The organism is Paenibacillus sp. DMB20 (assembly GCF_000987955.1).
Taxonomy (GTDB): domain Bacteria; phylum Bacillota; class Bacilli; order Paenibacillales; family Paenibacillaceae; genus Paenibacillus_AQ.
In genome coordinates this window covers 98705-123764 of the sequence record NZ_LAZU01000022.1, presented here as the reverse complement: position 1 = coordinate 123764, position 25060 = coordinate 98705, and the positions used below count along the sequence as shown (strand labels likewise).

17 protein-coding genes and 2 pseudogenes are annotated in these 25060 nt (G+C 52.4%); 11 read left to right on the top strand and 8 right to left on the bottom strand.

The window, feature by feature from the left end:
- Positions 1 to 8 precede the first annotated feature (8 nt).
- Both XI25_RS10305 and XI25_RS10300 read right to left on the bottom strand, forming a co-directional pair.
- Positions 9 to 944 carry an iron-hydroxamate ABC transporter substrate-binding protein gene (locus tag XI25_RS10305; RefSeq protein ID WP_046678508.1) on the bottom strand — a complete coding sequence of 312 codons (936 nt, stop codon included), beginning with the start codon at positions 942 to 944 and terminating at the stop codon, positions 9 to 11.
- Positions 895 to 1741 (bottom strand): annotated as a pseudogene (locus XI25_RS10300) (ABC transporter ATP-binding protein). The gene XI25_RS10305 and the pseudogene XI25_RS10300 overlap by 50 nt, the downstream one beginning before the upstream one ends.
- A gap of 203 nt (positions 1742 to 1944) precedes the next feature.
- On the opposite strand from XI25_RS10300, the gene XI25_RS10295 reads away from it, so the two are divergent.
- Positions 1945 to 2997: an NAD(P)/FAD-dependent oxidoreductase gene (locus tag XI25_RS10295; RefSeq protein ID WP_046678507.1), complete on the top strand. Its 1053-nt coding sequence runs from the start codon at positions 1945 to 1947 to the stop codon at positions 2995 to 2997.
- A 162-nt stretch (positions 2998 to 3159) separates the two neighbouring features.
- Here the strand turns inward: XI25_RS10295 and XI25_RS10290 are convergent, their stop codons facing one another.
- The 3 genes from XI25_RS10290 to XI25_RS10280 form a co-directional block, all read right to left on the bottom strand.
- On the bottom strand, positions 3160 to 4005 hold the full coding sequence (locus XI25_RS10290) for an alpha/beta fold hydrolase (protein WP_046678506.1): 846 nt from the start codon (positions 4003 to 4005) through the stop codon (positions 3160 to 3162).
- Between the two features lie 378 nt (positions 4006 to 4383).
- Positions 4384 to 5052 (bottom strand): lysoplasmalogenase, encoded by a 669-nt coding sequence (locus tag XI25_RS10285; protein WP_046678533.1) that lies wholly within the window; start codon positions 5050 to 5052, stop codon positions 4384 to 4386.
- A 148-nt stretch (positions 5053 to 5200) separates the two neighbouring features.
- On the bottom strand, positions 5201 to 6298 hold the full coding sequence (locus XI25_RS10280) for a PRK06851 family protein (protein WP_046678505.1): 1098 nt from the start codon (positions 6296 to 6298) through the stop codon (positions 5201 to 5203).
- 225 nt (positions 6299 to 6523) lie between these two features.
- Between XI25_RS10280 and rlmN the strand changes: the two genes are divergently transcribed.
- The 3 genes from rlmN (at position 6524) to greA (ending at position 9157) form a co-directional block, all read left to right on the top strand.
- Positions 6524 to 7585, top strand: coding sequence for a 23S rRNA (adenine(2503)-C(2))-methyltransferase RlmN (gene rlmN / locus XI25_RS10275; protein WP_046678504.1), 1062 nt, complete (start codon positions 6524 to 6526; stop codon positions 7583 to 7585).
- A 128-nt stretch (positions 7586 to 7713) separates the two neighbouring features.
- Positions 7714 to 8481 (top strand): AAC(3) family N-acetyltransferase, encoded by a 768-nt coding sequence (locus tag XI25_RS10270; protein ID WP_046678503.1) that lies wholly within the window; start codon positions 7714 to 7716, stop codon positions 8479 to 8481.
- 196 nt (positions 8482 to 8677) lie between these two features.
- Positions 8678 to 9157, top strand: coding sequence for a transcription elongation factor GreA (gene greA / locus XI25_RS10265; RefSeq protein WP_046678502.1), 480 nt, complete (start codon positions 8678 to 8680; stop codon positions 9155 to 9157).
- A gap of 159 nt (positions 9158 to 9316) precedes the next feature.
- Here greA and XI25_RS10260 read toward each other — a convergent pair whose 3' ends face one another.
- From XI25_RS10260 to yedE, 3 genes and pseudogenes are all read right to left on the bottom strand, one after another.
- Positions 9317 to 11380: a 5'-nucleotidase C-terminal domain-containing protein gene (locus XI25_RS10260; RefSeq protein ID WP_046678501.1), complete on the bottom strand. Its 2064-nt coding sequence runs from the start codon at positions 11378 to 11380 to the stop codon at positions 9317 to 9319.
- A 209-nt stretch (positions 11381 to 11589) separates the two neighbouring features.
- Complete coding sequence (yedF, locus tag XI25_RS10255) at positions 11590 to 11817, bottom strand: sulfurtransferase-like selenium metabolism protein YedF (protein WP_046678500.1); 228 nt, start codon at positions 11815 to 11817, stop codon at positions 11590 to 11592.
- Positions 11807 to 12962, bottom strand: a pseudogene (gene yedE / locus XI25_RS10250) (selenium metabolism membrane protein YedE/FdhT). The gene yedF and the pseudogene yedE overlap by 11 nt, the downstream one beginning before the upstream one ends.
- Before the next feature lie 601 nt (positions 12963 to 13563).
- On the opposite strand from yedE, the gene XI25_RS10245 reads away from it, so the two are divergent.
- The 7 genes from XI25_RS10245 to XI25_RS10215 all read left to right on the top strand — a co-directional run bounded on the left by XI25_RS10245 (position 13564) and on the right by XI25_RS10215 (position 25032).
- Entirely contained in the window at positions 13564 to 17931 is a 4368-nt protein-coding gene (locus XI25_RS10245; protein ID WP_046678499.1) for a S8 family serine peptidase, read from the top strand.
- 202 nt (positions 17932 to 18133) lie between these two features.
- Complete coding sequence (locus XI25_RS10240; RefSeq protein ID WP_046678498.1) at positions 18134 to 18415, top strand: DUF6509 family protein; 282 nt, start codon at positions 18134 to 18136, stop codon at positions 18413 to 18415.
- A 244-nt stretch (positions 18416 to 18659) separates the two neighbouring features.
- On the top strand, positions 18660 to 19889 hold the full coding sequence (locus tag XI25_RS10235) for an XRE family transcriptional regulator (protein ID WP_235439809.1): 1230 nt from the start codon (positions 18660 to 18662) through the stop codon (positions 19887 to 19889).
- 231 nt (positions 19890 to 20120) lie between these two features.
- On the top strand, positions 20121 to 20834 hold the full coding sequence (locus XI25_RS10230) for a hypothetical protein (protein WP_235439808.1): 714 nt from the start codon (positions 20121 to 20123) through the stop codon (positions 20832 to 20834).
- A 351-nt stretch (positions 20835 to 21185) separates the two neighbouring features.
- On the top strand, positions 21186 to 22637 hold the full coding sequence (locus XI25_RS10225; protein WP_046678532.1) for an FAD-dependent oxidoreductase: 1452 nt from the start codon (positions 21186 to 21188) through the stop codon (positions 22635 to 22637).
- Positions 22638 to 23219: 582 nt separating this feature from the next.
- Entirely contained in the window at positions 23220 to 24080 is an 861-nt protein-coding gene (locus tag XI25_RS10220; protein ID WP_235439807.1) for a GNAT family N-acetyltransferase, read from the top strand.
- 181 nt (positions 24081 to 24261) lie between these two features.
- Entirely contained in the window at positions 24262 to 25032 is a 771-nt protein-coding gene (locus XI25_RS10215; protein ID WP_046678497.1) for an SDR family oxidoreductase, read from the top strand.
- Positions 25033 to 25060: the final 28 nt, after the last annotated feature.

Below are 25060 nucleotides of genomic sequence, written 5' to 3'. Positions count from 1 at the left end.
GCCGTTCATCAGCTGCCGAGAAATGCTTTTGCAAAGAAGTCCAGCTGGAATTCAAGCGTAAGCGGGTCGTTGAAATAAAATTCCTTCGCATTGACTTCAAACAGCCGATTGTTTTTAACGGCGGGAATGTTCTTGTACGTTTCGGTTTCCTGGAAAGAGTTATCGGCCTCCGCATTCTTGCTCAAAACGACGTAATCGCCGGCGAATTCCGGAAGCACCTCGGTGGACAGAGCGTAGTAGCCTGCTTCAAGGGCCATTTCCTTCACTTTTTCAGGCATGGCCAGTTTCATTTCCTGGTACAGGATTTCGGTGCCGCGGCCCCAGTTGTCGCCGAACACGTACAGCTGCTTGTCGAACTTCTCGATGACCGATACGGTTGTATCGGGTCCGATTTTGGCCTTGATGTCTTCGCCGGTTTTTTGGGCGCGCTTTTTGAAGTCTTCGACCCAGGCGGTCGCTTCTTTTTCCTTGTTAAGCAGCTTGCCGATTTCGATATGCTGGGTCAGGTAGTCGACTTTGCCGTAGGTATAAGTAACCGTTGGAGCGATTTCCTTCAACTTGTCCAGGTTCTTGATGTTGGACAGTCCGATAATGAGGTCGGGGTTCAGCTCGATGATTTTCTCAAGGCTGTCGTCCGTGACTTCTTCAACGTCTTTCAGCTGATCAAACCGGGGGTTGTCCTTGGACCAGGAGTCGACGCCGACGATATTGACGCCGAGCTGCATGACGTTTCCGGCAAACGTGGAAAGCACGATGACGCGTTTGGGATCGGCAGGAACCTTAACCGGTCCGTTCTCGGACTGGTATGTAATGGTCGTTTTGGATTCGCTGCTTTGTTCCGAAGCTGCGGTTGCTTCCGTATGATCCTGTTTTTCAGCCTTGCTGCCGCAGGCGCTAAGAGCCAGCAATAGCAGCAGCATAAGCGGGATGTATATTTTTTTCATGGACGGTTTCTCCCTTTAGTAGATTGTAAGTCACGCACATCGGTTTGCCGGTACGCGGATCATGCCCGATTTCGGCATCGATTTGAAATACTTCGCGAAGCACGTCGTGATGAATAACTTCCTCGCAGCTTCCGGCCCTTACGATTTCCCCATCCTTCATGGCGATCAGGTGATCGGCAAACCGGGCGGCCTGATTCAGATCATGGAGGACCATGACAATCGTGCGCTCCTGTTCCAGATTCAACTTTTGCAGCAGTTCCAGCACCTCCAGCTGGTGGGCCAGATCAAGGTAGGTCGTCGGCTCATCCAGGAAAATGATTTCGGTTTCCTGAGCCAACGCCATGGCAATCCAAACACGCTGCCGCTGTCCCCCGGACAAAGCATCCACGGGGCGGTGTTTAAAATCCTTCGTCCCCGTCACTTCCAGCGCCCAATCGATGACCTCATAGTCGCGCGCAGTCAGGCGTCCGAATCCCTTCTGATAAGGGTAACGGCCGTAAGAAACCAGTTCCCCTGCAGTGAGACCGCTTGCGCTTTCGGGCGACTGGGGCAGAATGGCCATTTTTCTGGCGAGAACCTTGGTATCTTCCTTGGCAATTTGTTTTCCGTCCAAGAGGATCGTTCCGTCCTGATGCGAGATAATGCGGGTCATCGCTTTGAGAAGGGTGGATTTTCCGCAGCCGTTGGCGCCGATGATGGTCGTGATTTTTTTTGTCCGGAATATGGGCGCTGAGCCGCTTAACGATCAGACGTTCACCATAGCCGACGCTTAAGTTCTCGGTATATAGGCGAGACATGGGTTAACCTCCATTAAAAGAAATATAGTAACTTTCATATATCGTTGATAATGATTATCAGTATCATCATTTTATTACTTTAAATCTTATGGAATGGAGTGTCAACCACTATTTTTGGTTGCCAAACAGAGGAAAAGGCATTATATTATAGTTAATTGAGAATGATAATCATTAACATTAATTTACCGGGGAGTGAACCGTAAATGGAGCGTCAGGATCTGTTTGATGTGACGATTATCGGAGGAGGGCCCGCAGGGCTTTACTCCGCTTTTTATAGCGGTCTGCGGGAGATGAAAACGAAATTGATCGAGTTCCAGCCGCAGCTCGGGGGGAAAATCCATGTTTACCCGGAGAAAATGATCTGGGATGTCGGCGGACTGACGCCCGTTCCGGGAGCGAAACTCATCGAGCAGCTGGTGGAGCAAGGGCTGACCTTTAATCCGGAGGTTGTTTTGGGCGAGAAAGTAACCTCTATTGGGCGGGATGCGGATGGTACCTTTGTATTACATACCGCTTCCGGAACGGAGCATTATTCGAGAACGGTTATCGTCGCGGTCGGCGGCGGCATTTTGAATCCGCAAAAGCTGGAGATTGAGGGAGCCGACCGGTTTGAAGTATCCAATCTGAACTATACGGTCAAATCCTTAAAGCAATTCAAGGATAAAACCGTCGTTATATCCGGCGGAGGCAACTCGGCGATCGATTGGGCGAATGAGTTGGAGTCGATTGCGAAGAGGGTATACCTGGTCTACCGGAAAGGAGCGCTGACGGGGCATGAAGCCCAGGCTTCCCAACTGATGAACAGCTCGGCGGAATGCCTTTTAAACACATCCATCACACGGCTGATCGCCTCGAGCAACCATGAGGTGATCGAGCGGGTGGAGCTCACCCACCATGAGACCGGAGAGGTATCGGAGCTGGAAATCGACGAGGTCATTATCAGCCACGGTTACGAACGCGATAAGGATCTGCTCGAAAATAGCAGCCTACATATCGATATGGTGGACGAATACTTTATTGCCGGCAATCCCAACGGGGCCTCATCGGTGGAAGGCCTGTATGCTGCGGGCGATATTTTGAAGCATGACGGGAAACTGCGCCTCATCGCGGGCGCTTTCCAGGACGCGGCCAATGCCGTCAATCAGGCAAAGCAGTTTATTCAGCCGGATGCGCACAAATCGGCCATGGTATCCTCGCACAACGAACTTTTCAAGCAGCGGAACCGGGAACTGGTGAAGCAGATGATAAGGCAGTGATTGGCCTTTCGTTCTTCCTGGCCGCAAGCATTGGCTGATATAAATGAAAACCAAAACAGATGGCTTCTGTTCAATCCAGAAGTCATCTGTTTTTTTCGTCCCTGAAGGGGGGATGCGGATATGCTGTATCTTTTTATTCCGGCTTTCTTATCTTATTGTCCTTTATAGTGCCGGATGCTGGCCGAAAGTTGAGATCGCGTCTATCAGCGTATTCCACTCTTCTTTTGGAAGCTCATGCCCCACTCCTTCCAGAGTGATCAGGAAGGCTCCGGGGATGGCTTCTGCCAGATGAACCCCGTGCGGATAAGGAATGATCGGATCTTCGGTACCATGAATCACCTGGGTTGGAACGGCAATGTCCGAGGTTCGTGTTAGATAGGATTCACCCCCGGTAACCAGGCCGTGGTTGTTCATGCTTTCCGGGTTATCCCAGCGTTCCAATTCTTCCCGGGCGAGAATACGTGTCCTGTCTTCATCCAAAGGATACTTGGAACCGGCAAGCATCTTCCATTTCCCAAGAGAGAACCGGACCACCGCATCCCGATCAGACCAATTCAGGGAGGCGTGTTCCATGAAAAATTTCATTACCTTCCCGTCCATTTCAGGCAGGTGAGGCGCAAAATTGGATGTCATGATCAGGGTCAAAGCCGAAACGCGCTCCGGATGCCGAAGAGCGATGATTTGGCCCAACAAACCGCCCATCGACATGCCCGCGAAGTGGGCTTTGGCTATTCCGTACGCGTCCAGAATATGAATCGCATCATCCGCCATGTCTTCAAAGGTATAATCCGGCTGCCCCGGTGGATACGCCGTGGAACGCCCCGTATCGCGGTTATCGTAACGGATGACGTAATGTCCCGTATCCGCCAACCGCCGACAAAAATCCCGATCCCACCAGATCATCGAGGATTGGGCCCCCATGATCAGCAGAATTGCCGGATCCGTATTTTTACCGAAAGCTTCAGTGCAGAGCCGGACTTCGCCCGCTTGAATGAATCGTTCGCTCATGTATATTTCCCTCCATTATTTGCTTATTTACGCTTGTATACAAGAAAAAGCACAGGCGCTGGGCCTGTGCTTTATGCAGCCGGAAAATGGACGACAAATAAAAGGAAGCCTTAAGGAACAGAAGTAACGCTAGGGGGTCGGCTAACAGACACACCCGGCTTCCGCTTAAAGTCTCATTATTTGCAAATCCGTTCATTGTAGGGTTACCTTCGAGGCAGACCATTTTCCGATTACATCCACACATCACAGCCCAATAAAGTGCTATTTCATAAAAATGTGCAGCGGACATCAGAAAATTTAGTCTAACACACGTAACCCTCCGTTCCTTGTAAATTACAGTAAGGGTAACACGCCCATTCGGACGTGTCAACCATATTTTTACATGAGGTTGGATGGGGTGCGGCAAGGAACGTAACGGCGCCCAAATGCAGCAATGCTGCGGGCAATGAGGAACTGGGCGCCGTAATAGGTCGTCATGATAAACACATCGGAATAGGGAATGTCGGACACAAACATGTTCCACGACAAAACCGAGTCCGAAACGACGAACAGTATGCTGCCGAAGATGGCCCACGGGTTTCCGGTCATGATGGACGACCACAGCATCAGAGAAATCACGGCAATATAAGCCAGGACGGGCATGATTAAGGCTTCGTTTCCAGCCGTTTGCAGCGCGCCAACCAGTTCTGTGCCCATAAACCAAGCGTATGCGCCAATCGGCAGGAGGCTGAACATGCCAAGAGCCGAAAACCGCCATTGGCTGAAAAAGGCCGTCATATAAAACAGATGCCCGATCAGAAACGCGGTCAGACCGATGACAAACCAGACCAGCAGGCCGTCACCCAGCATGCAGAAAAATAATCCGGCCAGCAAAAGCCGGCTGGTTTTTGTCGTAACTCCCGGGAACTGCAAATAGGCATAGCCGATGACCAGCCACATCGGAATCAGCTTGAACAGCAGCTTTACGGGGAGCGGCTCAGGCGGAATAAAGAAAATGTAAACGAAACTCATTAACAGAATCATCAGAGGCAGTACGTACTTTTTCAGCTGATCGGAACGTATAAATTTCAATGATGCAGCCCCCTTATGCCGGAAGATTTAAACATCATATTGGAAATATATTGGTGCATTTACATTTCTACGGAAGTTATTGCGAATCCTGCATGGAAAGAGGGGCTTTTTTTCGCGTCCATCTTTATTTTGGCGAAAAGCCTTGGACGATCTGCCAATTCAGTTCTTCTTTGACGTCATCTATTCTGAAGTCATCCACGAAGGGCTCATAAATCATCTTGAGGGCGTCAAGGTGTAACTTGGCTTCCGTCAGGCAGCCGGTGGATTCCTTCATTTTTGCGGAGTAGCGCGCTTTGAAATCGGCCAGTGCTTCCGCATATTTTTCATCCGTACCGGGGCGGATGCAGCGCTCATACGTATCGATGATTTCATCTCCGGGATGTTCGGGAAAATATTCGTGCGGGGCCGTGCTGTCAAATATCGCAAAATTGGCTTCGCGGACGATAATCATGTCCAGACTGTTCGGATCGAAGCCGCAGTGGTATACTTCCACATCGAAGCCGCGATCCTCGGCGGCAGCGGCGATTTTTTTGAGCATGGTGGATTTGCCGGATCCGGCACGGCCTTTGACAAGGTACCGCTTCAGGCCTTCCGTAAGATTCGGAACAAAGTCGACGGCGCCTTTCGGCGTGGCCGCCCCGAGAAAACGGTGATCCACCCGTGAGGACTTTTCCGTTCTCCGGTCCCCTAACAACGTTTCGATAACTTCGCTCGTCAGGCGGTCAGCCGCTTCAAAATCCATGTTTTCGATATACAGCGCCTCCCATTCGTCATGGATGCGAAGCGCCTCGGCAAATCCGGCGTAGGCTTGTTCATGGAGCTTGCTTATGGTGTCATTTAGAATATCGATTTCGGGCTGAAGCTGTTCCAAAGACGCAGGCTCGGAGACGGCTTCGGCCAAATGGATAAACTGCACGGCAAGACCGGGTACCTCGGTGTTCAATCCCCGAAAAGCCTCTCCCGTAACCACGCCTGTCTTGAGTTCCGGAGCGATCCACCCGTCGATCGAGTCAGGATCCGAGGCACAGTGAAGCATCCACAGGGGCTCACCAAGGCCGGAAACCGCCGATCCCGAGTTCTGCATCAGATTCTGCCGTGCGCTGACGGGAAATCCGTCAATGACAAAGAGGCGCTCGATACCCTGGAGGGAGCTGTGAAGAAGGCTGGTAAAGCCGCGGGCCGTATTGCCGGCAGCAAAGAAATGCTTGATATTTAAAGTCATAACGTCACACCTTTCTGGGCTGCTGTCATGGTTCTGATTTATTTTATTGCCCCCGGGGGAAAAATGTGCGGCCGTCATCAGCCGATAGAGCCGTTCTGCTTGATTTACCTTTAACTCCCCTTGTGTTCATCCTTAAAGTTTGGGACAATAATAAGTAGTTGCCGATCATAGGTCAACCCATGAAATAGAATTCATTTTAACGTTTTATAGAGAGAGGATATTTCAATGAACAAACCATCCATTTATGGATTAACTTTAGATCAGCTTACATCCTGGCTGGAGGAACGGGGACACAAGAGATCACGGGCTGCACAGGTTTGGAACTGGCTGTACCGGGAGCGCGTTGCCGACTTTACGGCCATGACGGACGTAAACAGGGAAACTCTTCAGCTTCTAGCCGAGCACTATTCCATCTTGACGCTGGAGGAGCACACGAAGCAGGAGTCGGTGGACGGGACGGTTAAATTTTTGCTGCGTTTGTCGGACGGGAATTTAATCGAGACGGTGCTGATGCGGCATAAGTTCGGGCTTTCGGTATGCGTCACCACCCAGGTCGGCTGCAATATCGGTTGCAGCTTCTGCGCAAGCGGCCTGCTGAAGAAGAGCCGGGACCTGACCAGCGGAGAAATCGTGGAGCAGGTCATGAAGGTGCAGCTCCATTTGGATCAGGCCCGGAAAGATGAGCGGGTCAGTCACATTGTGGTGATGGGGATCGGCGAGCCGTTCGATAATTTCGAACATATGTCGAACTTCATCCGGGTCATCAAGGACCATAAGGGCCTCGCGATCGGACCGAGACATATTACGGTATCCACGAGCGGCCTGGCTCCCAAAATCATGGAGTTTGCCGACAGCGACCTGCAGGTGAACCTGGCCATATCCCTGCACGCCCCGAACAATGAGCTGCGGACGCGGATCATGAAGATCAACCGCGCGTACCCGCTGGAACAGCTCATGCCGGCCATTGACTATTACTTGGAAAAAACAAACCGGCGCATCACCCTTGAGTATATTTTGCTGAAGGGCGTGAACGATCAGCGGGAGCATGCTTTGGAGCTCGCCCAACTGATAGGCGATAGAAGAAGCCTTGCGAACGTTAACCTGATTCCGTACAATCCGGTGGATGAGCACAGCCAGTATCAGCGCAGCACGCAGGAAAGCATCACGGGCTTTTACGATACGCTTAAGAAACAGGGAGTAAGCGTTAGCGTTCGCCTGGAGCACGGTACCGATATCGATGCCGCCTGCGGCCAGCTGAGAAGCAAACAAATCCGAAAAGCGCAGTAATCCAAAAGCACGATTCATATGCAAGTTTCTTTTTCAGGGCGCTTGTCCTGTTACTGTAAAGCGTATCCGCTCTGGGCGATGCGCTTTTTTCTGAATATAGAAAAGTGTAATTGAGGGAGGGGCTTAGGATGCATACGAAAAACAGTTTGCTGCATGATCTTGAATCGCTTGGAATCGACCCGGCAGGAACGTTGCTTGTTCATTCCTCGATGAAGAGCATCGGCGATGTCGAAGGCGGAGCGGATACCGTATTGGATGCTCTGTCGCATTACATGCGGGAGGGCCTGCTTGTCCTGCCGACGCATACCTGGTCATATATTAATGCGGACCAGCCTAGGTTTGAGGTTGAACACTCGCCGGTCTGCGTCGGCATCCTGCCCGAGCTGTTCCGCAAAAGGCCAGAGGTGGTCCGTTCCCATCACCCGACGCATTCCGTAGCGGCACTGGGGCGGGACGCTGTTTCGTTTACCGCAGGGGACGAACGCTTCGATTCTCCTTGCCACAGGGAGTCCGCTTGGGGAAAGCTGCTGGACCGCAAGGCCCAAATCATGTTGGTCGGCGTGGATTTGCGCCGGAATACGTTTATTCACGGCATTGAGGAGTGGGTCGGCATCCCCGACCGGCTTACCGCCCAGCCTGAGGCACTGGTAACGGTGCTCTCGGACGGCACGGAAATTCAAGTGCCTTCCCGGAGACACCGTGGACCGTTCTCCTCCGAGCACTTCTGGAAGGCGGAGGAGCTTCTTCAGGAGCGAGGGGCCATGGCAAAGGGGCGCTTCGGCGATGCGCTGGTACGGGTATGCGATACCGTGAAGTTAACGGAGGTGCTGGAACCGGTGCTTCGCGCCGATCCATACGTGTTTGCCGACGACAAGCCGATGGAGCTCAAGAGTTGATGATGGATTGCTCAAGTTTGGGGAATAATGGAGTAAACATTTGGACTCATGAGTAGTTCGGGTTCAAAAAAAGCCGTTTTTTCAGCACCCGGAAGGTTGGATGAAGCCGGATTCGACGCCGATGCCGCTTCCCGGATTCATTTTTAGTCAAAAGTTGTCTTTTTTAAATAACTTCTAAATAGGGAGCTGTGTAAGAATGTCTAATGAAGAAGTAATTGTTACCGCCGAAGGGTATGCCAAATTGGAGGAAGAACTGAGATATCTAAAAGAGGAAAAGCGCAAAGAACTGGCAGAGCGTTTGAAGGTGGCGATCAGTTACGGCGATTTGAAGGAAAACAGCGAATATCATTCCGCCAAGGACGATCAGGCATTTATGGAGACCCGCATTTTGATTCTGGAAAAAATGCTGAGAAAAGCCCGGGTGGTGGATGCCGACCAAATGGATCTGAACAAGGTCGGCGTGGGCTCGATCGTTGTTCTGAACGATCTGGAGTTCAAGGAAAAAGTCGAATACCGCATTGTCGGACCGGCTGAGGCGGACGTGATGGATAACAAAATATCCTATGAGAGCCCATTGGGTAAAGAGCTCATGGGCAAAGAAGTGGGCAGCATCGTACACGTGGACGCCCCGATGGGAATCATCAAATATGAGCTGCTGGAAATCAAGGCCGAATAAAGACGCGATTATAGCTAAACGGATAAAAGAAATCGCCCTTTGCGAAAATGGTGGTGAGGTTCCACCATCCCCAAGGGCGATTTTTATTCGAAAAGATACGCTATAAGGCAAGGTTCCAAACACGGTTTCGATCCGTCAGCTTATAAGCTTTTTTGAAATTTATTGGCTCTCCGAAGGATTCAACACCTTGATGCGCCCTTCCAACCGTGGCTCGATCGTTTTCTGCTTCTGCAAATATTCATGGAAGGCATCACGCAGGTAGCTCTTCGTCTTCGAAAGAAGCTTGGTCTCTTCCTTAAGCATCGTGAACTTGTCGCCGCCGCCGGTCAGGAAGTCATTGGAGACGACCTTGTATTTCTTCGCTTTATTGATCGGTTTGCCGTCTATGGTTACTTCAACCAGCCGGGAGCCGGGTTCCTTGGAGGCATCGAAGGTGTAGCTTAGGCCGGATACCTGCAAAAACCCGCCGGCTGCGCTCGGATACCAGGAGACGCTGTGCTCAAGAGTATCCCATATCGTCTGTCCGCTGGCCTCCACCATAACGACGGTATTGTCGAACGGGAGTACGGAGTAGATCTCCTCCAGCGTGATGTCCCCGGCATCGATGCTGGCCCGTATGCCGCCGCCGTTCTGCAGGGCGATGTCCGCTCCCGTCATCTCGCGCAGGCTGTCGGCAACGGCATTGCCCAGATTGGACTCCTTCATTCGCACGGTCGACCGCTCGCCGTCCAGCGAACCCGCGGTCTTGCCGACAACCTCCTGCATTTTCTTGTCGAGATTGGCGCGGTACTCGTCAATGACCTTAACTACGGCCGGATCTTCCTCAAGGTTGCTCGTCAGGAAGATGTGGGCAAAGTTCAATCCGATCATTTCATCATTCAGCACGTTCAGATTGATTTGATTTAATACTTCGGCATGCTTTCCCGGTGAGATCAGCCATGTATTGTTGATGATTTGCGGGAAATCGACGACATCCTGGCCTCCGCCGATTTCCACGTCGATTCCTTGGACTTTGGTCGGCAGAACCTTGTTGTCTCCATGCAAATGTGCAAGGGCGATTACAACGTCGGTTTTATCCTTGATGGCATTCACGGTCTCTTGGGCCGATTCGAATTCATTCTTGAAGCTGATGCCTTCCACGTTTTTGGGATGGGTATAATAATGGCTTTCGTCATCCGTAACGCCAATGATCCCTATATTGATTCCGTCCACTTCCTTAATGACATAAGGGTCCAGGTGGTCGGGACGCTGGCCGTTGTAAAGCGTGTTGGCCGACAGGAACGGGAACTTGGCCCGCTCTGCGTTTGCTTTCATGACGCTTAGGGGGAAATCAAAATCATGATTGCCGAGCACCATGGCATCGTACTTCATGGCGTTCATCACATCAATGGTAGACCGGCCTTCGAACAGATTGCCTATGTTAGTGTTGTACGGCGCGTCCCCGCCGTCAACAAGCAGTGTATTCGGCTGTATTTTGCGCGTATCGTCAATGATTTTGCCCATCCGCGCAAGCCCGCCGATTTCATTCTTGGCGTCTTTGGGCTTGTAAGGCTCAAGATGGGAGTGGATATCGGACGTAGCAAACACGGTAATGACCTTGAAGTCGGGGCTCCCTATCAGCTTGGCAAGCATCGCTGCCGCTTCGCCTCTTGTGACGGGTTCCTGGCTCATGGCTTCTTTCTTCGTGGCGATGCCAAGCTCGGCAGCCTTGTCCCCTGCATTGACTTTCCGATCGGCGCCGTACACGGTACGGACGATCATATCGATCCATTCAGCTTTCGATACCGTATCGTTTGGCTTATAAAGACTGCCTTCGGCTTCATCCGCACGGACCTTTAAAGCCCCTTCGATATAGTGATAGCCCCAGTGGTCCGTAATGTCTTTCGCGGACGGAACCGTGAACGATTCATCGATCACGCCGAGCGGATCCTCATAGCGGACGGTTTTGGCCAAGTTCGGGTCATCCGAAGGAAGCGGCTCTATCGTTGGCAGCTTAAACGCTCTGACCAACAGTGCCGCCGCTTCGGCTTTGGTCAGATGCCGGTCGGGATAGAACTTCTTGCCCTCGCTGACAATTTCTTTGTCATGCAGGATCCGGACGGCCTCCCGATAAGGCGAGGATGACAGATCCCGAAATACGTTTTGGTCTGCGGCATACGCCGTAACGCTGATGCTTGCCGCTAGCATAAGGCTTGCAATGCCGCTGATGACGGTCTTTTTCATGAACGCAACAACTCCCTTGTTGTTCAATGATATGTAGCAACTGTCATCATCTCATAATATTGTTCACAGGGTGTAAATGGGATGTAAAATATAGCTATATGCATGCAGAATGCGATCCTATGGCAATGTAGGCCATGCAAAAAAACCTCCTTCGTTCGAACTTGAAGAGAGGTTTTTTGCTGGGTAAAACAGATCATTTGAAAGATGCCTTAAACTTGAATGAACAGGCTGAATTCCTGGCCGTTTTTAACCGGCTCCTGAGCCATCGTATAGCCGTGCTTCACGACTTCCTCCGGTACGTTGCGGAATGCCGAAGGGCAGTCGGAGATCACTTGAAGCAGTTGGCCTTTCTTCATATCACGCAGGGTTTCGAGCGTGTAGATGACCGGATAAGGGCACGATTCCCCACGAAGATCCAGTGTAAAATCAACGGACATTGCTGATATCCCCTTTCTTGAATCCTACGCCGAAGCGGTAGTTTTTTTGCCAGTAAACGGCGACGGCAAAGCCGAGCCCGAGCACGAGCAGCGTAACCGTCAATGCAGCCGCCGGGCCCATGGCGGCAATCAGGTTGACAGGCGAGCCGCTCTTCACAAGAAGATTATAGACCCCCAGGTGGTCCCAGGCATAAGCCAGGCTGGTAGCGCCGAGGATGTTGCCAATGAAGACCGGTAAAAAGACAACCTGGCCCTCCATCAACCGGTACATCATGCCGGTTTCGCAGCCGCCGGCCATCACGATCCCGAGCCCGAACAGCAGTCCGCCGACAAACGTGCTCGGCGCGGCGATTTTCGTAATCGGATCGAGGCCGTAGATGAGAATGACGACAAGCGTAGCCACGGAGCTTACCGCCATGCCGACGGTAATCGCTTTGGTCATCGTGGCCCGGCCGCTGATCCACAGATCGCGGAATGCGGAGGTGAAGCAGATTTGCCCCCGCTCGATCAGGATGCCGAACGCCGCGCCAAAGAGGGCAGCCGTGCCAAGCATCGTCCGGCCTGTAATATAGAAGTAAATGATCAGAGCGGCATACGCGAGGCCGAGAACGGCGCCAATGAACGGCTGCCGGTTTTTGCCCGTTGACGCAGCCGGGGCGGTACCGCCTTTGGTCAGCACGGGCTTGCCTTTCCACCATCTCGTGTTGACGACCTTCGCGCCCAGATAGGTACCGGCAGCCGTGGCCACGATAAAAATCCAGGAGTGGAAAGAGAACTGCGGCACGCCCGTAAAAAAAGGCGGCGAGGTTGCAGCCCAGTGCCAGACGTGCTCCGAAGCCGGCGATGATTCCGCCGGCAAAGCCCTGCACATAACGGCGTTTCTGCTTCGGCAGACGAATTTTGAAATTGCTGCTGAGCAGAATCGTAACCAGTGCGCCGATAAACATCCCCCATACGATCCACCCGTCCGTCCGCGTCCATGTCGTTCCATCCATATGAACCAGCCCGAAATAAGCCCAGCCCGATACATCCACCCCGAAGAACTCCAGCACATGGCCTCCGAGCCGGGTAAATTCGCCGGTAACCGCCCATACCGTTTTGGTGATGCCGAAGTATATCGCGCTAAGTATGCCTGCAACGGTCATGACGAGATAAGGGCTCCAATAGTTTCCGAACCATTTTGAATATGCTTTTTTTCACCTTACTGTAACTCCTCGCTCTAAATGTCTCGATGCGTAAATTCACAAATTCCATTCTACTACAAAAAAAACGATTCTTGGGCAAGAACATGAACCTGATATTATTTTCCTTCGAATGAACAGGATGGCGATTTAAAAAAATTCATTCGTTTTTGGCTGGGTCTGCAGAACGAAATTGAAAGAGAGATTTTGACCCGTGAAAAATAATAGTTAAGGCCTAATTGCAGGATTATTCCTTCCAGATGGCGCGGATATTCCCTTTCTTGCGACAGGATATGCCAGCAAAGAGGGCTGTATAACCACGGGAAACGATATGTTGGGTAACATTATTTGCCAATTTAATCGTTCCGGTCGCTGATGCGCATCTTTTTTTCTAGTCTTTTTCGAATATAGTAATCTATCGCAATTGGTGATACTATATTTCCAAATTTATTAATTAACCATTCTTATCCATATTTTAGCTGAAAGGAGAGAAGTGCAGCGCTTTAGCATCCAGACAGGCTCATCAGGCCCAGACAATACTATTAAAGAGAATCGAGGGAATTCATTGAAAAAGAAATCATTTTTCCGAAAATTGCCTGTGGTTTCACTAGCCCTGCTATTGTCAGCCAGCATTGCCGCTCCATCCGGCAGTTACGCCGCTTTCGATCCGGATCTTCACGAGAATATCGTCATGAAGGCCAGGAACGGAGGGCTGCTGTCATCGGAGCCGGGACCTGCCTTTATATCACCGAAGATCGGCACTTCTTCAGCGAGAAAAATAAACGTGATCGTTCAGCTCAGCAGCGAACCTGCCGCGGCCGGAAAGTTCGCAGCGAGCATGGGACTGCGCAGCATGTCCGCGTCGTCGCTGGAAACGGCGGCATCGAAGGAGCAAGCTTCTTTTGAAAGCGCAGCCAAGGAGATGGGAATACCGATGCGGGTCAACTACCGGTACAACACCGTTCTTAACGGTTTGGAGGTTACGGTTCCTGCCAACCGGATTCCCGAACTGGCGGGGATCCCCGGCGTAAAGTCCATATATGAGAATAAAACCTATTACTCCATTCCGGTGCAGGAGCCTCCGGCTCTGGCTGCAAGCGAAGCAACCTATGACAACGCTCCGTTGGACCAGATCAACGTACCGGAAGCCTGGGCCAAAGGATTGACCGGCAAAGGGCTCAAGGTGGGTGTCATCGATACGGGGGTTGACTATAAGCATCCGGATTTGGCCGGCGCTTATAAAGGCGGATGGGATTCGTTCGAGCAGGACAACGACCCTTATGAAGAACCGCCGCTTTCCGTGGAAGACGACCCGGTCGGAAAAGGCTTTGCCGGAACGTCGCACGGCACCCACGTGTCGGGCACGGTTGCGGGAAGAGCGGCCAACACGTCGTCCGATGTCGTCCAAAAAGGGGTGGCGTACGAAGCCGACCTCTATGTCTATAAGGTGCTTGGCCGGAATGCCGAGACAGGACGCGCCTCCGGCACCTCCGCACAGGTCATTGACGGCATCGAAAGAGCGGTGAAGGACGGGATGGACGTCATCAACCTGTCGCTCGGCTCCGATACGGAAAAGGATCCCAACTCGCCGGATGCCATGGCCGTGAACAATGCCGTTCTGTCAGGCGTTGTTGCGGTGGTGGCCAACGGCAATGCGGCGGACAGCGGGCCCTACTACTACTCGATGGGCTCGCCGGCAGGCGCCCAGCTTGCCATCTCGGTCGGCGCAGTCACCAGTCCAAGCTATTTCTTTACGGGCTCGGCTTCCGTGACCCAAGCGACATATGGGGGCGCGGATACGTCTCCCGAAGCGCCTATAGCCCCGGCATTGGACAGCCGGATTTCTTCCAAGACCGATGATACGGTCAAATCGGCCGAACCCGTAAGCGCCACTCAGGCCACTTACGCCGATATCGATTTAACGGTCATGGGTTGGAGAGTGGCGCAAGAGGACTTTGCCTCCATTCTCGGAACGGAGCCGCAGGAGCTTGTATATGCGGACCTGGGACAGCCCGAGGACTTTGAGGGTCTGGACGTGAAAGATAAAATCGTGCTCATTTCCCGCGGAAATCTTGCTTTCGTGGACAAGCTGGCCAATGCCAAGCTGAAAGGAGCCAAAGCCGTCATCTTCTTCAACGGCAATTCCAAACCATCCAATGCCAATGAAGCCGACCTGTCGGCGTCGATTCCCGGACGCGACGGTTTTATCAACTCCATCCTCGGCGAGGATTACGAATTCATACCCGCATTCGATATGAAGGGAACGCTTGGGCGGAGTATCGCAAAGCATATCGTAAGCCATCCAGACGAGCCCATGGTGATTTCGTTTGGCGAAAAGTATGCGAAAATCGACGTCCGGGGAGATACGATGGCTTCCTTCAGCTCCCGGGGACCGAATGCCGACGAGCTGCTCGGCATTAAGCCGGATATTTCCGCACCGGGCGTAAACATCCGCTCCACCTATCCGGCCTACGGAAAATTCGATCCGAAAGCGTCGTATGACGAAGCGTACAGCCGGAGCAACGGAACGAGCATGGCCGCACCGCATATTGCAGGCCTAGCCCTGCTGCTGCTGCAGGAGAACCCGGACTGGACTCCGTTTGATGTGCGCGCGGCGCTGGCCAACACGTCGGACCCTATATTCGACGAGGAGAACATACGTTATGACGTGTATTCTCAGGGGGCAGGCCGAGCCAACGTTGAACAAGCATTAACGACTCCGGCCTTGCTGCAGACGGTCGAACAGATTACGATTCTGGATCAAAATTCAAATCCGAAGCAGGTGGTCAATTACGGCTCTTCGGCAAGCTTTGGCGTAAAACCAGCAGGTTCCGAGGCTCAAATGATGGAGCTTCAGCTCAAAAATACGTCCGGCAGCAAGGTGCGGTATCAAGCGAAGGTCGTGATGCACAATGAAGTGACATCGGATCCTTCAGCCCCAGTTCCTACACCGGATGTAAACGGGATCAAGGTTGAGCTTGTCGGTGTCGGTCAGGATGGAACCGTCTCCGCGGAAGCCGGCAAGACCCAGCCTTTCTTCCTGTCCGTTCAGCGGAAGGAGACCGCTGCGGACGGAGTATACGAAGGCGAAGTGGTTTTGGAGACGGAAGGCATGCCGACGCTGCATCTGCCGTTCGCGTTGCATGTCGGCGATGCTCCGCCGGAAACGGGATACGGCATCCAGGAGATGTCGCTTACCCACACGGTCATTACGCCGAACGGAGACGGCAAGCAGGATTCTACCGACTTGTCCTTCCGTTTGACCGAGGACGCGAACTACATTCAGCTTCTGCTGACCGACCTGTCCGGCACGGTCGTGGGCCTCATCGACACCATCGCGGAGGAAGACGGACAGGGCAATTTAAGTCTTTTGAAAAAGGGTTACTATGAGCACAAGAACATTAACGGATCATATATAAAGACGGATGAGGATGGCAAAGTCATCGTGGATAAAGACGGAAAGCCCGTCTACGGCAAGCTGAAGGACGGCACGTATTCGATTGTCGTGAATGCGCTGTTGATCAAGGATCAGAAGCTGGTGGCGGAATATCTGGGCTTCCGTTCGTTCCGGGTAGATAACACTCCTGCGCCTGGGAACGGCGGCGGACCCGGACCAGGCAATGGAAGCGGCGGCGGTTCCGGTGGCGGATCCGGCGGGGGAAGCCCTGCTCCGAATCCGCCTAAACCGAACCCGAATCCACCTTCTGCGGAAGGAGCCCCGGCTCTTCAATCGGTGGTGAAGCAGGGGCAGGCCGTCAAGAGCGTAACCGCCTCCGTTAATCTTTTGGACGGAATCCAGACCTTAACGGTGAAGGACCAGGATCTGCAGGCTGCGGTAAGCGCGGCAGGCACATCCCCGGCTGCTCTTGTCTTGTCGGTGAGCAAGCCGGAGGGCAAGTCGACGAAAGCTTTCCTGACTCCGTCCCAGTTGGCGATCTTGTCCAAACTGCCTGCCGGAAGCAGCGTGATTGTAAGCAATACCGGCGCTTCCATGGCCGTGCCTGCGGAAGTTTTGAAGAAGGCCCCGGCAGGTGCCGGCATTGAAATGCTGATCGGAAATGCCGAAGGTCAAAGCGGATCGTTTACGAAAGGGATGCAAGGGGGCACCTTGATCGGTACCCCGGTCGCATTTGCGTTGAACACCGTGAACAACGGCACGGCAAAAGCCTTGCCGGTACCGAAGCCATACCGGATCCTCAGCTCCTTTACCGTTCCTGGACAGCTGGAGGCCAATACGGCAGGCGTACTGTATCTTGAAGCGAATGGAGTATATCCGGCTCCGTCGGTGCTGCGGAAGCAGCAGGATGGAACCACCGTGGTCACGGTAAGCCGTCCTGGCGCTTCCACCTATGCGGCGGCGTCCCGTCCGGTGAAGTTTGCGGATATCGCGTCATCCTATGCCGAATCCCAAATTAAAGCTTTGGCGGGCAAACTGCTGATCAACGGAACCTCGGAAACGGCCTTCTCGCCGAAAGGCGAGGTGACCCGTGCCGAGTTTGCGGCGATGCTGTCCCGGGCGCTTGGCCTCACATCTTCGGCTGCGGCACCGTTCCAGGATGTGCAGTCCGGCAGCTGGTATGCGCGGGACGTGGCCGCCGCCTACGAGGCGGGGCTGATTAACGGCCGGAGCCAAGACGCATTCGATCCAAACGCAAACATCAGCCGTCAGGAGATGTCCGTCATGCTGGCGAAGGCGATCGAGCTGCTCCAGATCAAGCCGAAAACCGAAGGACCGGCCCGCGTTCCTTACGGAGATGCTTCCGCTTTGGCATCCTACGCGCAGCAGAGCGTTCAAGCCGTAACCGAGCTCGGCCTAATGAACGGAGAAACCCTTGGCGGCGTATCCTTCTTCCGGCCGCAGGCTCCGACGACGCGCGAGGCTGCCGCAAAAGTGCTGCACATTCTTCTTCAGAAGGGAGAACTGATCAATTAACCGTTTTTCGCCTCTGTAGGCATAAACTAAATAAGTGAACACTAAAGGCTGCTTCCGAAATGGGCATTTCGGATAGCAGCCTTTCTGCCGATTAATTTGAAGAATACTATAGCGTCTGCGCGACCGGATGCCCATGGAGAATTCTTAACTGCCGCTTTCAAGTGTATAATAAACGTTAGAGCGTCTTGGAAAGGATGATTGCATGCTTGAGATCAAGGAATACAGCGCCGAATTCGTGAAAGATCCGTTCGGCATTCTGCCCGGAAAAAGGTACGAGTTTGTGTGTGACCTGGAGGTTCCGGAAGAGGACGAGCTTTACCGCGAGAACGGCGTTTACGTCCGGGTGATTTATTTGGCGGACGAAGCGCGGATCGTCAAATACGATTTTTTCGAGCGTGTGACAGATCAATATCTGGATTTCGATATGGAACCGGAAGAGGAAGAAGAGCTGACTGCGTTTTGCAAAGAACATTTGCCGGAGTGAGCGGCATGCGGCAGGGTACCCGAAGAGGGTGCCTTGTTTCGTTATGGGGAGGCTGTAAATTGATGGTGACGGATGAATTTGTGATAATATAGACGGGTTTTGCGGCCGATTGAATACATAGAACCTCGACTCGTGAGACGGGTAAAACGGCATGAAGTGCCGTAAAGGAAAGGTTGGAGGACGATGCTCAAGGAGCGCGTGGAGTTTTTTATGCAGGAAAAAGAACATAGCACGGAAAGACCTCGTGGAGGGACTGGTAACCCAAGCGCACTTTGCGAACATTTTGGCGGAACGGTACCCGTTGGTTGAAGATTTGGCCGTGGAGATTGCCGAAAGGCTCGGCGTTGCCCCTTCCTACCTTTTAAGGGTATCCCTAGCAGATCGGGAAACATTGGATCGGGCGGAGCGGATATTCGAACGTCTGTCGATGCAATCGGTGACGGAGGTCGAGGTGGATGAGCTGGAAGACCGGCACGATGCGCTTACGGTCGAGCTGACAACCTCGTTGATGAAGGCTGTGTTTTACCAACGGATGAATGATCAAGCCGCCCATGAATACCTGCATTCCTCTTATTTGAACTTTTATCTGGAAAAATACGGACGTCCCGGTGAGGCCGATGTTCCGCTGCCTTTAAAAAAGGCGCTGTTGTTTTACAGAATTCAATATTTCAGGTCCAAAAATCATTATCATGATGTTCTGGGTGACTCAGCCCGATTGGCAGACTTGATGGAAACCGGCTCGGAGGCCTGGTTGACCGTGCAGCATTTCAAGATGGAAGCCCATATTCATCTGAAGCAGTTTGAACCGGCCAAGCAGGTGTTTGACCTAACGATGAGGCATGTGTACGAGAACCGGATGTTTCACCGGTTATCCGGATCCTATGTGGCCTACAGCGGGTACTGCTTCTCGATGGGAATGATTCAGGAGGCGCTGCTTGCGCTGTCCATGGCGGAGGCGAATTTGGTCTACCTGGACAACCAGGGGGACCTGATGCCGACGATTTTGCATAACCGCATCATGATGCTGACTTTAACCGGGGAATTGGGAAAGGCGATGGAGGAAATTAAGCGCTTCGAGGAGCTGATTGCCCGCGAACCCGAGGATACGCAGCGTCAATTCATACCAATTACACGGATTTACCGGTGCGAAGCTGCCCTTGTGCAGGAAAACTGGAGTTTACTGTCGCAGGAGATCGAACGTCTGCGGGAATCGTATATCACCGAGGATCAGCAAATGTCGCTTGCTTATTATGATTGCCGTCTTGCGCTTGCGGCAGGGAACAAGGAAGCTTTTTTACGGTACGCTCAGGCCTGCCTTCCTTACTACGAGGCTACGGGGCAAACGCTTCGGCTCGAAACGCTGTATGAGGAACTGGCTACGGTTTCCGAGGATCAGCGGAGGTATAAGGAATCGTCCGGTTATTACCGCAAGCTGGCGTATTTATTGAAGAATAATGCGGCGGACCGCACGTAAAAGGGATCGTTAAGACGTTCCCAAAAAAAACGACGACAAAAAGAAGCTGATCAAGCCTTAAGGGCGAGAAATTTTGCGGTTATCGGTCTTTTCAGCAATAGAGCGTAATCAAAACAGAATAGAATCCGTCCTTTTCCACTTTCTTTTAAATGTCTGATTTTCTATAGATTGCTAAATCAAGGCAGCCTATAATTGAAACATCAGAAATCGAGATGAGGGAGGAAGACAAGTTTGAAAGGAATTATAGCCGCAATCGGTTATCTTATGGTGTTCGGTGTAGGCTTCTCGCCTCTTCTTGCCCAGTGGCTGTGGGAGGATTCGTTTATGATCATACAGTCGCCGTGGTATATCATTCTTATTGTAGTTGGAATCGTCCTGACGATCGGTTCTTCCCTGGTGGGAGTTTTCCGTCCCGGAATCAAGAATGGAGAGCCGGCGGTGGGTGTCATTACTAGCGTGGCGCAGACCGGCATGTACGTGAACGAGCAGCCGCAGGTAAGGCTGGGCGTAAATGTCGCCAAGGGCGGGGAAGACCCTTATCCGGCCCAGGTAACGGCGGTCATTCCTTTGACGGCGCTGGCGCAAATTCAGGAAGGAAAGCCGGTTCCGCTTCTCGTATCGCCCAAAAACAAGCAAAAGGTCGTTCTCGATCTCAAGGGCCAAGTGTCCAAGGAACAGCTGCAACATCTGTTGAACGAACAGATGGTCAAGCGCGGCGTTTCGCCGGAGTTAATGAGGGTGGCCCAAACGGGAATCAAAGCTTTTGCCAAAGTGATGGATGCAACGCCAACGGGGCAGACGGACGACGGAAGAGCGAGGTTGCGTTTGACGCTGGACGTGACAAAGGCGGACGGCGGGACGTTTGAGGTCGTTACGGAGAAAGATGTTTTTTGTATCACAGCTCAGCAAAGTGCGGCAGGGAAGTATTATTCAGGTGTTTTATGACTCCGAGAACCCTTCCCTGATTGCGATCGCGCTTCAGGCCGACGAAACGGATATCCAGCAAACCTTTGGGGCTTAGCCGGAAGGATGGATCGTGCCCAATCCAAGAATAAGCCAGTTGTGTTCCAGCACGGAGCCGGCTGGCTTTTTTGCGGTCCTGTCGTTGAACGACATATGCGAGCCGCAGGGGCATGGTTTATTCGGGAGCTAAATGAATTGCATTATTGTATAGGAAACAGCAAGTATGGTACCATGACTTTTGGAATATATTGTTTGGTTATGTAAAAACAACCCATGCAAGAAGCCAGACAGGGAAAGACGTTTATTTCAGCCGGAGGGAAGTTGCAGCAGTACATGAAAATGTTAAAGGTATGTTTACGAGCCATCGTCGCCCTTATAACGGCGGCATTGATCGTTCAATGGATTGTCCCCTATCCGTCGGCCAACACGGTTGAGGCTCCGGCCACCTGCGGGCCCCATTGCATCCGCTATGATGTCGTTGTGATCGGCAGCGAGATTCAGGGCGTGCTTTTGGCAAGGGCGGCGATGAAGCAGGGGTTGGAGGTCATCATTTTGGATCCGCGGAGCAAGCCGGGCGGCGAACTGACCGTCGGACAAATGCACTTTTTGGACGAGCCCAACGATAAGAACAAGAAGAGCCTCGTTCAGGGCGACATCAAAGAACTTTTTGACGGATTTAAAAACAGGTCGATCCGAAAGGCCTCCGAGTTTAACCGTTACTACGAAAAAATGATTAAAAACATTCCGATTCAGAGCGGGATCGAGATCCAGTCGGTCAAAACGATAAATGCCAAAAAGGAGAAGTCGCTTCAGTCGATGACTTACCGGAGCAAGGACGGCCGGAAGCATGAAATCCAAGCGCGTTACTGGGTGGAAAATACCGACTTTAATGCCTTGACCGGGAAACTGGACCTGAAACGCATTCCCGGCATGGAAAGCCTCTACAGCGGTACGGGGCATGAGCCGGACTACATGGCGGCCACGCTGATGCTCCGTTTCAAAAAGGTCGACTGGCGCAAGCTTCATCAAACGGTGCTCGAGGATTACCCGCTGACCAATGTGAAGAAAAAGTACGGCCCGAATACCTATGTGGATTGGAATATCGCCACGGGCTTCAGCAACATTATGGGAAAGTATAAGTCGCGGGATCCCCAGCTGGTGCTGCGAGGGATGAATACGCTGGATCAAAGGCATGGCGAAGTGATTATGAACGCCCTTTTGATCTATGACGTAAACCCGGCAGACAGCCGGTCGGTAGACACGGCGATCCGAAAGGCGGCCGCCGAGGCGCCTTATGTGCTTGATTACATGAGGGCGAATATTCCGGGCTTTGCCAAGGCGGAATTGAACGGTTATCCGGAGTACTTATATATCCGGGATTTCAACCGATTTGAGACGGAATACGTGCTTCAATATGAGGATGTAAAGAACGGCCGCATGTTCTGGGATAATGTCAGCATCGGCGGCTATCCCATTGACTTGCAGGCAACAAGGCATATCGCCAAAGGAATCGGCTTCGGCAAAACAGACCGTTACGGCATGCCGCTTCGATCCTTCATGCTGAAGACGTACGACAATGTGCTGGTTACCGGAAAAAATGTGGGTGCGAGCATCAAGGCATACGGCAGTGCCCGCATTATGCCCAACACAGCCTTAGCCGCCCAGACGATGGGCATCATGATCGGACGGGAGAAAGACAAGATGCTGAAGGACTTGAGCCAGGCTGATTTCCGGCGTATTCACGCTTACCTGAAGAAGGATTACGGTATTGTTTTGGCTCCATAAAACAAGCAGGCACTCTTTCCATGCGGAAAAGGTGCCTGTTGTTTTTTGGTGAAAATATCAAGAACTTCTCCCTCTTTTTATGTCGTTTGGCTTCAAATTTCCCGTTTTATGTCGCGATTTTACTTTCAATTTATTCAGCCTTCATCCTCTATCGCTTTGTTTAAATTCTTGCATGGCACGGCTCGCCCATAGTTCCGGGCAGTCGTCAAGGGATTGGGTTTGTTGGGTGGAACTATGATGGACATGGGCACTTGCGCATTGATCTGTTCATCAGAACGTTGATAGTACTGTTGAATAAAGGTTTTTTGATATGTCGTATCGTGTGTTCGTTTGTCAAACAAGATGAGATTCGCGACATGGTTCGATAAAAAAGAACTAAAAAACGGGAAGGGTTCAGGTGGTGTTACGATTGACGTGATGAGGATCGGGCGGTAGAATGAATGAAATTTATCGCTTAAATGTTTGGATGCTGAGAGTAAATCACTTGCCAAGGGGGATTGGAAAAGATGTTTAAAAAACGTTGAGCCGCATCGTCTTCTTCAAGATGCACACCGCTTTATGCAAGAGGAAGTGCCGTACAATTTGTTTCATCTGATTACCGGATTGGATGGCGCTCTGGCTATTCGATCTTGTGACGGGGATCTGCTGTTCGCCCAATCCCCGGGAGGAACCCCTTGGTTGTGGGTTGATCGCGATCTGCCCGAATTCGAAAGGCAGGACAAGCTTGCGCAGTTGATTGAATTTCTTGATGATCCGTCGTTGAAGGGAATATGCAGCGAGCCCCGTACGGCTGAGCTGTTTGCCGAATTGTATTCGGCCGGATATGATTCCGGGTTGAAGTTTTGCATGGACATGGAGGCCTACGCTTGTCCCCGCGTTCATGTCCCCACAGGCGTGAACGGTACGATCAGGCCTTCGCGCATGGAGGATCGAGAGGCCGTGGCGGTGTTCCTCGCCGGATTTTCCGAGGATGGTTACGGTATAACCGTAGAGCCGGAAAGCCAGATGGCGGAAGCGGGGAAGATGATTCGCAGCGGAGGTCTGTATGTCTTGGAGGTGGATGGCGTTCCGCAATCGATGGCCCGAATCGCACACCGTGCTCCAAGGCATGGGCGGATCAACGCCGTGTTTACGCCGAGGGGGGAGCGGGGGAAGGGCTACGCAGGAGCGGTGGTATCGGCATTATGCTCCATGCTGCTGGGTGAAGGGCTTGTTCCGATGCTCTATGCCGATCTGGCCAATCCCTCTTCCAACCGGTTGTATCAAAAGATAGGCTTTGTGAAGAGCGGCAAATCAGGGATATCCGTTTTGGACGAAAGCCATAGACGGACGGAGGAGTTGACTGCCGCTGGAAAACAGAGGTATACTGACGGCGGAGATGTTTCGGAAAGGGGAATGGAAACTCCATGGCAGGCACTTTGTAATGGTTGTTTGATGCGATAGAACACCTGACTCGCGATTACGTCAACGGGACAGGTGTGTCTATGCGGACCATTACAAAGGACGCCAGGCAAGGAGTTATAAATAACTTGGCGAATACCTTGATGGTGTTCGCCTTTTTCTGTTATACAAGACATCTCCGTTAACCCTTGCTTTCGCTTCCTTACAACAGGAGGAATAATCAGTGAGAACATTACAAGGGAAAATCGCAATCGTAACCGGCGCCAGCCGCCGGATCGGCATTGGTACGGCCATTTGCCGGAGCCTGGCCAAGGCAGGGGCCGACATCTTTTTTACGTATTGGCAGCCATACGACCGTACCATGGAGTGGGGGGAAGACCGGGAATGGCCTGAGCTGCTTGCTCGTCAGCTTGAACAGGAGGGCGTTCGCGCTTATGGATTGGAAGCGGATCTGTCGGTGCCGGAAACGCCAAAGCGGATTATCGAGCAAGCGACGACTGTACTCGGTGATCCCTCGATTCTGGTGAACAATGCCGCTTATTCTACTTTGGATGGATATGAACGTTTAAGCGCCGATATCCTGGACGCCCATTATGCGGTTAACGTGCGAGGCACATGTTTGCTCTGTGCCGAATTCGCCAAGTCTTTCCGCCACCCTTCGGGTGGACGGATTATCAATATGACGTCCGGGCAGGATAAGGGCCCGATGCCGGGGGAACTGGCTTACGTGGCGACCAAAGGGGCGATTTCGGCCTTTACCGTTTCGTTGGCTGCGGAGCTTGCTCCGCTCCAGATCACGGTGAATGCCGTCGATCCGGGACCGACCGATTCGGGCTGGATGAGCGAGGAGCTAAAGAGCTTCCTGCTGCCGCGATTTCCCATGAAGCGGATCGGCCAGCCCGAGGATGCGGCCCGTTTGGTGAAGATGCTGGCTTCGGATGAAGCGGGATGGATCACCGGGCAGATCATTCATTCGGACGGAGGCTTTTGCTAAGTCAACTTAATTTACAAACGACGAAAAG